This window comes from Micromonospora sp. MW-13 (genome assembly GCF_003434305.1).
Lineage (GTDB): Bacteria > Actinomycetota > Actinomycetes > Mycobacteriales > Micromonosporaceae > Micromonospora.
Map to the genome: position 1 here is coordinate 83518 of NZ_QKKX01000033.1, position 12092 is coordinate 95609.

Consider the following 12092-nt stretch of genomic DNA (forward strand, 5'->3'; position numbering starts at 1 on the left):
GCAAAACACCCCACAAGTGCTGTAACCGCACGGACCTCCCTGTCGCCGACCCGGCGCGTGTGCGAAGCTGCGACGGATTTTTCTCGCGACTTTTCACCAATCACGCTCACAAGAGGGAGGTTTGCCGTGCCGTCGACTTTCGGGCAATGGCTGATCGTGATCCTGGCACTGCTGCTGGGTGCGGCGGCCGGATGGGTGCTACGCGGCCGGCAGGACGCGCCGGCCACCGGTACGCCCATCGTGGCGGGCGACCCCGTCGCCGGGGTGGCCGTGGTGTCCGGCCCGGCCGCCGAGGCCACCGTCGACGCGCACCGGCCGGAGGCGACCGTCGCCCCGGCCGTGGCCCCGGCCGCCGTGGTCGACCGCCCCGCTCCGGAGACCGCCGACGCGACCCGGCCGGGCGCGGTCCTCGACGACAGCGACCCGACCGTCTTCGCCGACGACAACGCAACGCCGAAGGCCGACCTGTCCGCCGGCGAGGCCCGGACGGACGACGAGGCCAGCCCGGCCGTGCCGACCACCCCGGCCCGCGCCGAGGCGGCCCCGGTCGAGGACATCCCGGTCGAGTCCGTCCCCGCGGCAGCCGCCACGGTCGAGTCCGTCCCCGCGGCAGCCGCCACGGTCGAGTCCGTCCCCGCGGCAGCCGCCACGGTCGAGTCCGTCCCCGCGGCAGCCGCCACGGTCGAGACCCCGGCTGCGGAGGCGGCTCCGGCCGAGACCGCCCCCACCGAGACCGCCCCCACCGAGGCCGTTCCCGCCGTGACCACGCCCGCCGAGGTCGGTGCCGAGGAGGTCGTTCCGGCCGAGGCCGTTCCCGTCGCGGCTCCCGCGGCTGAGGAGGCTCCGGCTCCCGCGGCTGAGGAGGCTCCGGCTCCGGCGGCTGAGGAGCCGCTGGTTCCGGCGGTTGAAGAGGCCCCGGTCCCGGCAGCCGCCAAGCCCGTCGTGCCGGCACCCCGGGCCGCCGCCGACGACGCCGAGCCGGCCCACGCTGTTCCCGGCGACGCCGCCGAGACGCCCGCCGCCGAGACGCCCGCTGCCGAGGCCCGGGACGACGTCGAATCCCGGGACGACGTCGACGGGTCCAGCCCGTCGACCCCCGACGCGGCCCCCGTTCCCGCGCCGGCAGCCGGAGCCGGAACCGCCGACGACTTCCGGCGCATCCAGGGCATCGGCCCGAAGATGGCCACCGCGCTCCAGGCGGCCGGCATCCGCACCTACCAACAGCTCGCCGACCTGGACGAGGCGGCGCTGCGGGACACCATCCGCGCCGCCGGCCTCCGCGCGGCGCCGGCCCTGGCCAGCTGGCCCCAGCAGGCCAAGGTGCTCGCGGGCGCCCCGGCCGAGGCCGACCGGGTCCTCCCCGCGCCGGTCGGTGCCGACGACGCGTCCTGACCTGCGACGCCGGGCGGTGGCTCCACGCGGGGCCACCGGCCGGCGCGGCGCCGGCCGGTGGCCGTCAGCACCCCGGCCGACGGCGCGCTGGTTTCCGACACCATGTTCAGCCTCAGTCAGCCGGAGGCGGCGCAACCTGGCCGCCTCCGGCTGACGGTCACCGCGGGCCCCGGCAACGGTCGGCCCGGCCACTGACCGAACTCGGACACCCCTCCCACCGGGTCTGCCTCGGACGCCGTTTAGCCGATCGTCGCGGGTGGGTACAACGGGCTCACCTCGACCCACCACAACCCGGGAGGAAGCCATGCGGCGTGGCCCGTCGATTTTGGGAATCATCCTTGTCATCTGGCTCGTCATCGGCGCGATCGCCGCAGGCCAGCGTGGCTACTACAAAGGCGACGACACCAACTGCGCCGAGGCGGGCACCATCCTGGTGACCATCGTGGCCGGCCCGCTGAACTACATCGGCGCCAACCCGAAGGTCGACTGCGAGCTTCCCGAACCGTCCAAGTAGACCCGCCCGTGTCCGGCCCGCGCCCCACCCCCGGGGACGCGGGCCGTCGCATGTCCGCCCGTCCCCCCGGCCCGCCGTCAGCCGCCGACGTGGATGCCCGGACGGCGGGACGGGTCCGGTTCGGACTTGCGGATGATCTCCCGCACCACGGGCGGGGTGTCGCCACGGCCGAGGATCAGGTACCGCAGCAGGTGGGCGATGGGGTTCCCCTCGGACCACTCGAAGTGGGCGTGCGGGCGCACCCCGGTGGCGTCGCGCAACGCGAGCAGGATCGCCGCGATCGCGTTCGGCACGGCGGGGCTCGCCGCCCGCAGCACCCGGTATCCGCCGGCCTCCACCCCGTGCACCCGCAGCACCCGGCTGAACTCCGACGGGTCGACCACGTCGATCTCCAGGAACAGCACGTCGGCGGCTCCCGGGACCGGGTTCATGCCGCGCTGCGCGCGTTCCTTGACCCGGTACTCCTTGACCGCGCCGCTGTCGCGCCTGTTGGCGATCAGGTGCAGCCGGCCGTCGTGGGCCAGGGACTCGGCGACGAACCGGCGGGCAGCGTCGTCGAACTCGATCCGCTCGGCGCGCAGCTCGGTGGTGCGGGTGACCCGGGAGATCAGCGAGACGGCGACGATGCCGGCCACGAACATGCCGGAGATGGCGATCCCGTCCGGCTTCTCGATCACGTTCTCGGTCAGGGCGTAGATCAGCACCGCCGTGAGCACGGCGAAGCCGGCCGCGGCGGTCCGCTGGCGGGCGCGGGCCGCCGCGATGGTCACCGCCACCGCGCCGGAGACCATCATCGCCAGGATGCCCGTGGCGTACGCGCCGGCCTGGGCGTTGACGTCGGCGCGGAACGCGACCGTGATGGCGATGCTGATCAGCGTGTAGACGATCACCACCGGGCGCACCGCCCGGCCCCACTCCGGGGCCATCCCGTACGAGGGCAGGTAGCGCGGCACGATGTTGATCAGGCCGGCCATCGCGGAGGCGCCGGCGAACCAGAGGATCAGCACGCTGCTGACGTCGTAGACGGTGCCGAACCCCTCACCGAGGCGCTCGTGGGCCAGCCAGGCCAGCGCCCGCCCGTTGGCCGCGCCGCCGGGCTGGAACTCCCGCGCCGGGATCAGCACGGTGGTGACGAAGGTGGTGCCGACCAGGTACACCGACATGATCAGCGCAGCGGTGGCGAGCAGCCGGCGGGTGTTGCGGATCCGGGCGGCCAGGCGCCGGGCGGCGTCCGGGCCGTTCCCGCGTACCAGCGGCATCATGCTCACCCCGGTCTCGAAGCCGGAGAGTCCCAGCACCAGCAGCGGGAAGGCCAGCACCGCCGGGCCGACCACGTCGGCGAACCCGGTGCCCCGGGCGGTCAGCGCGGTGGCCCAGTCGCCCACCGTGCCCGGGTCGGCGGCGATCTGCGCCAGCCCCGCCACGACGATCACCGCGTTCAGCCCGAGGAACACCACGACCAGCGGGATGGCCACGGTCACCGCCTCGCTGAACCCCATCAGGAACACCCCGCCCAGGACGAGCAGCAGCACCACGGTCACCGTCACCGCCGCGAGGGCGCCGTGCGGGGCGGACGCCGGCAGGTACGGGTTCTCCAACAGGTGGACGGTGGCGTCGGCGGCCGACAGGGTGATCGTGATGATCCACGAGGTGGCGACGAAGCCGAGCAGGACGAGGACGAAGATCTTGCCGCGCCAGAACGGCAGCAGCCGCTCCAGCATCGCCACCGAGCCCTGCCCGTGCGGGCTCTCCCCGGCGACCCGCCGGTACATCGGCAGCATCCCGAACAGGGTCAGCGCCACGATCAGCAGCGTGGCCAGCGGGGACAACGCCCCGGCGGCGAGCGCCGCGATGCCGGGGACGTACGACAGGGTGGAGAAGTAGTCCACCCCGGTCAGGCACATCACCTGCCACCAGGAGTGGGTCTTCGCCTGCGCCTCCCCGGTCTCCGGCCCGACCGGCTGCACCAGGTGCTGGAACAGCCAGCGGCGCAGCGGGCCCGCGGGCTCCTCCCGGGGGGCGGGACGCTCGACGCACGCCGGGATGGCCCCCGGGCCGGGGCCGCCGTGCCCGCCCAGGCGCGGGTCCCGGGCGGCCCGCGCGGCCGGGCTCGGCTCCCGGCCGCCCCGATCCGACCGACCCGGGTCCCGGCCGGCGTCCCCGTCGCCCGACGGGCCCCGGGGCTCGCGAGGGCTCCGGCCCGGGGCCGGCGCACGCCGGTGCTCCCGGCCCCGCCTCGGCCGCGCGCCGTCCCACCGCTCCGCCATGCCACGCCACCCCTCCACGCCCTGCTCCGACGGTAGGCGGTGCCGGCGGCGCCGCCCGCCGGAACGGTGAGGAAGGCCGGCGCAACGGCGCGGCGGACCCGGCGGGTACGTGCCGGCGGGACCGTCGACCTCGCCCGGGGACGTACTCCAGCACCCGGTGGCCCCGGTCGTCGCGGCCCAGCGGGCGGGGCGCGCCGGGAAGCCGGCGCGCACGGGTGGGTCAGCAGCGCGTCGACCGTGTCGGTCCACGGTCCGGCCGGGCGCCGGACGGTGTCGCCGACCCGGACGACCCCGGCGGTGGCGTTGCCGGGCAGGGCGCCGGTCGTCATCCCGCCATCCGGCCCGGGACATGGGGATGCCCCCGCGCTCCCCCCGGCAGCGCGGGGACCCCCCGTCCCGGCTACTGCAGGAACGCCCCGAGGGGCGACAGCAGCAGCCGGCCGAGCGCGGCGGCGTTGTCGTCCAGCCGTTCGCGCTCACACTCGCGGGCCTCCGGATCGTGCCGGCAGCGCCAGATCTTCTGCGCGTTGCGCCAGGCCACGTTCCGGGTGTACTCCACCAACTCGCCCTGGTACCAGTCGTCGATGTCGCCGTTGAGCATGTCGATCATGAGCTGCCAGTTGTCCAGGTAGCCCCGGCGCAGCTCCGGGATCCGCTCCGCGAAGATCTGGTTGATCTCCAGGTAGTCGTGGTGCTGCTCGCTGCCGTCGACCGGCTCGGACTCCAGGCTGTCGAACGTGGTCACCAGGGCGAACGGCAGGTCGTAGTTGATGTGGGCGTTCACCCCGGCCGCCGCCGAGGGCAGTGGCCGGGCGTCCGGGCCGCGCATCCGCCGGAACAGGCACGACCAGGCCCGCGGCGTGACCGGGCTCGACTCGGTCCAGTACCGCAGCGCGTCGAAGTAGCGGGCGGCGAACTCCACGTCGAGCCGGGCCAGGAAGACCGGGTCGGCGAAGCGGTCGTCGTACAGGCCGTTGAGCACGCTGGTGGTGATGGTCAGGTAGAGCTCGTTGAAGTCCGCGAGGGGACAGCTCCGCTCCAGCGGAGGCAGCCGGACCAGCAGGTCCTGGAGCTTGGTGAGGTGGTCGACCACCGCCGGCACATCCGCCGGGTGGTCGGCCAGCAGGCCGACGATGTCCTGGTGTACGGGGCCCCAGACCGGTTCGTCCATGTCTCCTCCACTGTGGTCCGGGGCACCCCCCGTGCCGCCGACGTCGGAGCACAGCCTTTCAGCCGGGACCGTGCGGCGGATCAGTAGAACGACGTATACGCAACCGACCGACGTACGTCGGCGCCTACTCGGGACGGTTGCGTAGGAAGATCGCGCTGGCCTGCACCCGGGTACGGACCTGGAGCTTGTCGAAGATGTGCGAGACGTGCACGCCGATGGTCCGCTCGCTGATGAACAGCCGCTGGCCGATCTCCTTGTTGGTCAGCCCCTCGGCCACCGCGGCGAGGACCTCGCGCTCCCGGGCGGTGAGCGCCGCCAACTCGGTGCCGGCCGGCTCGGCGTCGGCCGGGGACCGGCCCTCGACCGAGGTGCCGTGCGCCTCCAGCGGCACCCGGGCCCGGCTGGCCAGGGTGCGGATCTCGGTGCTCAGCGGCACCGCGCCGAGGCCCTGGGCCACCTGGTACGCCTGGCGCAGCAGCTTGCCGGCGGTCGCCGTACGGCTGCGCCGGGCCAGCAGCGCCTCCGCCTGCCGCAGCCGCGAGTACGCCGCCGGGTACGGGTGGTGGCGCCGCTCCCACTCGGTCACCGAGCGCGCCCACAGCGCCGGGTCGCTGTTCCCGTCCAGGCGGCTCAGCTCGGCGTCGCACAGCGCCAGGAACCCGTCGACCACGTCGCGCACCGAGCGGACGGCGTGCTCGCTCTTGCGGGCCACCCGCTCGGCCACCTCGCGCAGCCGGCGTACCGCCGTCCGGTCGACCGGCACCGTGCGGGACGCGTACGCCTCGGCCTCGGCCCGCAGCCCGTGCCAGACCAGCGCGGCGAGGATGCCCACGTCGTCGGAGCGGCTCTCGGTCAGGCCCCGCTGCACCGCCTGGCGGGCCAGTTCGTGCCGGCCCTGCCACATCGCCAGGCCGGCACGCAGGGTGAGCAGCGGGATGACGTGCCGGGCACCGCCGCCGGCCAGCACCGTGGCGACCGCCTCCAGGTCCCGGTCGGCGGCCTCGATGTCGCCGTAGCCCACCCAGAGCCGGCAGCGGGCCAGCAGCAGCTCCACGGCGTCCGCGCCGGAGGGGCGGTGCCGCAGCGCCGCCGCGACCACCTTCTCCGCCTCGGCCCACTGCCCGACCCGGAACAGCCCGTTGGTGGCGATGGCCAGCAGCCGGGTCTCGTACGTGCGGCCCAGCCCCAGCTCGGCGACCCGCTCGGCGCCCCGGCGGGCCACCACGACGCCCTCCTCCAGGATGTTCAGCGGGCCGGTGAGCAGCTCCGCCAGGTGCAGGTACGCGCACGCCACGTCCTCCGGGCGGCCGGACCGCTCGGCGGTGGCCAGGGCCTCGCGCATGACCGCCAGCCCGGCGTCCGGGTCCTCCAGGTACGCCTCGCTGAACCCCAGCGCCATGCTGGCCAGAACGACCTCGGAGACCGACCCGTCGACCTCGGCGGCCAGCTCCAGGGCCTCCCGGGCCCGTTCGCCGGCGTCGGCGTACCGGCCCAGGTGCAGCAACAGCTCGGCCAGGTGCGCGGCGGCGGCGGCCCGCTCCCGGGAGGTGCAGTCGGCCGCCGCGAGGGCCCGCCGGTACTCCGCCTCCGCCGGGGCGGACCGGCCGGCCGCGGCCAGGTAGCGGGCCCGACGGATGTGCAGCGCGCAGACCGGGGGCGCGCCGTCGGCGGTGGCCAGCTCCTCCAGCAGGGCCAGCGCCCGGGCGTGCTCGCCGCAGTGGTGCGCCGCTTCGGCGGCGTGCCGCAGCAGGTCCGCGCGGTCGACGTCGAGACTGCCGTCCACCGCAGACGCCCCGGTGGCCGGGGCGTCGGCCAGTTGGAGGGCCACCGACCAGTGCCGGTGGGCCTCGGCGTAGCCGTGCAGCCGCTCCGCCTCCCCAGCGGCGGCCACCGCCGCCGGCAGGGCGCGGGCGGGCTCGCCGGCCAGCCGCCAGTGGTGCGCCAGCCGGGCCTGGTGCAGCTCCGCCGGAACCGAGGTCAGCGCCTCCGCGTACCGGCGGTGCAGGGCCGACCGCTCGGCGGGCAGCAGTTCGTGGGCCAGCACCTCGGCGACCAACCGGTGCCGCAGCCGGTACCCGTCGTCGTCGCCGACCAGCAACCGGTGCGCCACCGCCGCCCGGACCGCGTCGATCAGCTCCTCCTCCGGCAACCGGGTCACCTCGGCCAGCAACCAGTGCGCCACCGGCTCCACCCCGACGGCCACCGCGTGCACCACCGCGTGCGCGGGCTCGGGCAGGGCGTCCACCCGGGCCAGGAACACCTCCCGCAGGGTGTCCGACAGCCCGTCCCGGCCCTCGCGCAGGTCCCGCGCCAACTCCTCGACCACGAACGGGTTGCCGCCGCTGCGCTGCCACACCGACTCCGCCGTCTCCGCGCCCAGCGGCCCGCCCACGATCTCCGCCGCCAACCGCTCGGTGTCCGCCCGGTCCAGCGGGGCCAGGTCGAGCACCCGCACCGACCGCAGCCGGCGCAGCTCGGTCAGCACCCGGCGCAGCGGGTGCGCGCCCTGCAACGACTCGGCCCGCACCGCCGCCAACACCGACAGTTGCAGGTCGCCCAGCCCGGCGAGCAGGTAGAGCAGCAACTGCCGGGTGCTCCGGTCGACCCACTGAAGGTCATCGAGCACGAGCACCAGCGGCCGGCCCTGGGCCACCAGGTGCAGCCCCCGCGACACCCGCTCCAGCAGGGCCCCCGCGCCGTCCGGGCCGCCGGTCTCCTCGGCGAACATCTGCAACAGCCCGCGCACCGCCGACGACGTCCGGGCGTGCGAGGCGGTCAGGTCCGCGTCGAACCGGCGCAGCGCCTGCAACAGGGGGTGCAGCGGGGAGGCGTCGCCGATGTCGAGGCACGCGCCGGTGAGCACCAGTGCGCCGGCCGCGCGCAGCCCGTCGCCCACCTCACGCAACAGCCGGGTCTTGCCCACCCCGCTCTCGCCCGTGAGGAAGACCGCCGCCGTCTGTCCCGGCCCGACGTCGTCGAGCAGCGCGGACCGCAGCGTCGCCACCTGGCCGGCACGGCCGACGAGCGGCGCGGTGTCCACATCGCTGGCCATGGCTCGCAGCCTAGTCACAGGTCCCCGGACCGTTCTACGGGTCTTTGCCGCCACTCGTACGCCTCGCGTCGACATTGCGACTAAAGGTTGCGGGGGGCCGACATACGTCGTTCTGCCGATCCCCCGACCTACCGGTGGTGGGAGTCTCCTGGGGTCGTCAGGCACCAAACGGGGGGAAGGACGGTGCGATGCCAATGTCCACGATCGTCACGGGAGCGCAGGTCACGGCACCGGCGGACTGGCCCGTGCCGGAGGAGCGGCGGACGGTCAGCGTGCTCTTCGCCGACATCGTCGGCTCGACCGCGCTGGTCGACCGGCTGGACCCGGAGGAGGTCCGGGCCCTGCAACGCGCGTACTTCGACACCGTCGCCGGGGTGCTGGCCCGGTGGGGCGGCGTGGTCGAGAAGTACGTCGGCGACGCCGTGATGGCCCTGTTCGGGGCCCGGGAGTCCGACGGCTTCGACGCGTACCGGGCGGTGCGGGCCGGGCTGGAGATCCAGCGCGCGCTGGACGGGCGGACGCTGCCCGGCGTGGCGGCCCTGCGCACCCGGGTCGGGGTCGCCACCGGCGAGGCGCTGGTGGACGTCGCCGCGGTGCGCGACGGCGCACACGGCACGGCCAGCGGCGCGGTGATCACCGCCGCCGCCCGCCTCCAGGAGCACGCACCGCCCGGCGCCGTCGTCGTCTGCGCGGCCACCCGGCGCGCCACCGCCGGCCTGATCGCCCACCGCGCGCTGCCCCCGCTGACCGTCGCCGGCAAGCCCCGGCCGATGGACGTCTCGATCGCCGCCGGCCCGGCCCGGCCCGAGCAGGTCGGCCACCGTGGCCGGCTGGTCGGCCGGCGCCGCCCGCTGGCCACCGCACGGGACCAGGTGCTGCGGGCGGTACGCGAACGCAACCCGCGCTGGGTGTCGCTGGTCGGCCCGGACGGCAGCGGGCGCAGCCGGATGCTGCACGAGCTGCACCAGGCCGTCGGCGCCGTCGACGGGACCCCGGTGCGCTGGTGCGTGGTCGCCTGCCCGCCGTGCCCGCAGCGACCGGTCGGACCCGTGGCCGACCTGCTGCGCGCGTTCGCCGGCGTACGCGCCGAGGACCCGCCGGCCACCGTCCGCCGGCGGCTGCTGGCGGCGGTGGACGGCCTGGTGCCGCCGGTGCGGGCGCTGTCCACGGCCGTAGCCCTGGAAGGGTTGCTGGACGGGTCGTTCCCGGCCGGCGCGGTGGTCTGGCAGTGGCTGCTGCTGCGTCAGGCCGCCGTGCAGCCCCTGGTGGTGGCGGTGGACGACCTGGACCGCGCCGCCCCGACGGTGACCCGGTTCCTGCGCGGCCTGTTCGCGGCGGCCGTCGCGCGGGGGCTGCCGCTGGCGGTGGTGACCACCCACCGTCCGGAGCGGGCCGACACCCGGCCGGGGCCGGCCGACCGGCGCACCGAGGTGCCGCTGCCGCCGCTGTCCCAGGTGGAGACCGGACGGCTGCTGCGCCAACTACTCGCCCGGGCCGGCCGGCCGACGGCGCTGGCGGCGCGGCTGCTGCCCCTGGTCGGCGGCCTGCCCGGGGCAGCCGAGGCGTACGCGCGGCAGGTCACCGAGGGGGCGGACCCGGCGGCGGCGCTGCCGGACCGGGTGCGCGCGAGCGCCGGCGTCCGGCTGGACGCCTGCGACGGCGCGGAGCGGGCCGCGACGATGGTGGTCGCCGCCCTGGGGCCGGCGGTCCCCGCCGCGACGGTGGACCGGGCGGTCGGCTGGGCGCCGGGGCGGGCCGAGCCGGTCCTGCGCCGGCTCGCCGGGCGCGGCCTGCTACGGCGCGCCGCCCGGGGCGGCTGGTCCGTCGCCGATCCGGCGCTGCGCCGGGTCGCGCACGACCGGCTGCCCAGGTCGGTACGGACCGAGATCGCCCGGCGGGCCGACCGGGCGGTCCCGGCCGGGCCGCACCTGGCGTCTCGGCCGGTCGGCGCGGCTGGGCGGGCCGAGGCGGTCCCGGGTCACCCGACGGGCCCGGCGCGACCGGCCAGCGGGGCACCTGTCCACCCGATCGGCGCGCCCCCGCCCCGCCGTCGGGGCGGCCCGCCGGTGCGGACGGGGCGGTCGCCAGCCGCCCGGCTGGTCCGCACCGCGCTGCCCGGCCCCGCCGTGGCTGCCCGCCCCGCGCCCGCCGGCCCGGCCCTGGATACGGCGCGGTCCTCGCCCGCCGGCCCGCCCAGGGATCCGCGCCTCACGATCGCCGGCCCGCGCGGCGCGGCGGGGACTTCGCGGCTCGCGGTCGCCGGTCCACCCGCCCCGGCCGTCGGCCCCCGCCGCGCGGTCGCCGGTCCGCCCGGCACGACCGGGGGCCCACACCTCTCGGTCGCCGACTCGCCAGCGCACTGTTCCCGCGCGTCGGGCGGCCCGGCGACGCCGGCCGGCCGGCCGGCGCGGGAGATCCGGCGCGAACCGGGGGACGTCCGGCCGGCCCGGCCCGATCGGCCCGGTCCCGGCGACGCCGGCCCGCCCCAGGACCGCTGGGCGCCGGTCGTCCGCCTGCGGGAGCGGGCGCTGGTGCCGGCGGCGCCCGACGGGGCGGCCAGGTCGGCGGATCCGGTGGACCGGACGGGAAGCGCCGACCGGACCGGTGCCGGGCCGGGCAACGGGGCGACGATCGCGCCGGGCGCCCCCGGGCGCACGACGGCCGGCGCGGCGACGACCGGACGGACCGCAACCGGCACGGCTCCGGCCGGTGGCGCGGCGACCGTCCGGACGACGATGCGCCGGACACCGACCGGACAGGCGGCGGCCGGACGGACGACGGTTCGGACCGTGGCGACGGGCCCGACGGGGTCAGGCCGACCGGCCCCGGGTACCGGCCCGGCTCACCTGGCGGTGGCGGCCTGAGAAAGTGTTGCGCAACCGATCGACCACCTGAGGTCATCGATCCCGGAAGCCCTGGCACCGGGAAGAGGACGTTCGGCTGGGTGGCCCGCTGTCGCCGGCTGTGCCGGGACCACCCGAGTCGGTCACCGCCACCGATCCGCCCCGGACGTCAGCGACCGTCGAGGAAGGCGAGCACGCGTTCCCAGGTCAGCTCGGCGGCGGCCGGGTCGTGATCAGGGACGCCCGGGTCGGTGAAGAGGTGACCCGGGCCCGGGTAGCGGTACACCGAGAGGTCGGCGCCGGCGGCGGTCATCGCCCGCTGCCACGCGTCGACCTCGTCCTGCGGCTCGTACTCGTCGGGATCGGCGAGGTGCAGTTGCACCGGCAGGCCGGGCCGGACCGTCTCCGGCGGGCCGGCGATGCCGTGCAGCAGGAGCAGGGCGGCGGCATCGGGGCGCTCGGCGAGCAGTTCGGCGGCCACCCAGACGCCGAAGGAGAAGCCAGCCAGGACCGTGTCGGGCGGCAGGTCGGCCACGGCAACCCGGGCCCGGTCGAGCACGGTCTGCTTGCCGACCTTGTCGAGCAGGGCGAACCCCGCCTCGACGGTGTCGGCGGCGGGCTCCCCGTACAGGTCGGGGGTGACGACCCGGTGCCCGGCGGCGCGGAGCCGGTCGGCGGCGGCCAGCACCGCCGGGCGCAGGCCGTAGACGGAGTGGAACAGCGCGATCTGACTCATCCCACCATCCTGGCCCACGGGTCCGACATCCACCGACGGTGGGCGCTGCCCGCCGGCCGGTGGGAGGCGTCAGCCCCGCCCGCCGCCCTCGGCGAGGGTACGGGTGCGGCCACGAAA

At 76.5% G+C, this 12092-nt stretch carries 7 protein-coding genes; 3 read left to right on the forward strand and 4 right to left on the reverse strand.

What is annotated here, in order from left to right; translation table 11 throughout:
- The first annotated feature begins 126 nt into the window (after positions 1-126).
- Complete coding sequence (locus C5N14_RS32700) at positions 127-1392, forward strand: helix-hairpin-helix domain-containing protein (RefSeq protein ID WP_243639717.1); 1266 nt, start codon at positions 127-129, stop codon at positions 1390-1392.
- Positions 1393-1696: 304 nt separating this feature from the next.
- The gene (locus tag C5N14_RS17815) at positions 1697-1906 is read left to right on the forward strand and encodes a hypothetical protein (RefSeq protein ID WP_117669226.1); all 210 of its coding nucleotides are present in this window, start codon (positions 1697-1699) and stop codon (positions 1904-1906) included.
- Between the two features lie 77 nt (positions 1907-1983).
- Here C5N14_RS17815 and C5N14_RS17820 read toward each other — a convergent pair whose 3' ends face one another.
- From C5N14_RS17820 to C5N14_RS17830, 3 genes are all read right to left on the reverse strand, one after another.
- On the reverse strand, positions 1984-4173 hold the full coding sequence (locus C5N14_RS17820) for an amino acid transporter (RefSeq protein WP_243639719.1): 2190 nt from the start codon (positions 4171-4173) through the stop codon (positions 1984-1986).
- Positions 4174-4573: 400 nt separating this feature from the next.
- A complete protein-coding gene (locus tag C5N14_RS17825; RefSeq protein ID WP_117669227.1) occupies positions 4574-5344 on the reverse strand; it encodes a DUF5995 family protein in 771 nt (256 codons plus the stop codon).
- 124 nt (positions 5345-5468) lie between these two features.
- Positions 5469-8396 (reverse strand): helix-turn-helix transcriptional regulator, encoded by a 2928-nt coding sequence (locus tag C5N14_RS17830; RefSeq protein WP_117669228.1) that lies wholly within the window; start codon positions 8394-8396, stop codon positions 5469-5471.
- Between the two features lie 188 nt (positions 8397-8584).
- On the opposite strand from C5N14_RS17830, the gene C5N14_RS17835 reads away from it, so the two are divergent.
- Positions 8585-11260, forward strand: a complete 2676-nt coding sequence (locus C5N14_RS17835) for an adenylate/guanylate cyclase domain-containing protein (protein ID WP_243639721.1) — start codon at positions 8585-8587, stop codon at positions 11258-11260.
- A gap of 148 nt (positions 11261-11408) precedes the next feature.
- Here the strand turns inward: C5N14_RS17835 and C5N14_RS17840 are convergent, their stop codons facing one another.
- A complete protein-coding gene (locus C5N14_RS17840) occupies positions 11409-11975 on the reverse strand; it encodes a dienelactone hydrolase family protein (RefSeq protein ID WP_117669229.1) in 567 nt (188 codons plus the stop codon).
- Positions 11976-12092 lie beyond the last annotated feature (117 nt).

Excerpts from the sequence above, each read along its gene's own strand:
- C5N14_RS17815 (WP_117669226.1), top strand. The coding sequence starts at position 1,697 with ATGCGGCGTGGCCCGTCGATTTTGGGAATCATCCTTGTCATCTGGCTC.
- C5N14_RS17820 (WP_243639719.1), bottom strand. The coding sequence starts at position 4,173 with ATGGCGGAGCGGTGGGACGGCGCGCGGCCGAGGCGGGGCCGGGAGCAC.
- C5N14_RS17825 (WP_117669227.1), bottom strand. The coding sequence starts at position 5,344 with ATGGACGAACCGGTCTGGGGCCCCGTACACCAGGACATCGTCGGCCTG.
- C5N14_RS17830 (WP_117669228.1), bottom strand. The coding sequence starts at position 8,396 with ATGGCCAGCGATGTGGACACCGCGCCGCTCGTCGGCCGTGCCGGCCAG.
- C5N14_RS17835 (WP_243639721.1), top strand. The coding sequence starts at position 8,585 with ATGCCAATGTCCACGATCGTCACGGGAGCGCAGGTCACGGCACCGGCG.
- C5N14_RS17840 (WP_117669229.1), bottom strand. The coding sequence starts at position 11,975 with ATGAGTCAGATCGCGCTGTTCCACTCCGTCTACGGCCTGCGCCCGGCG.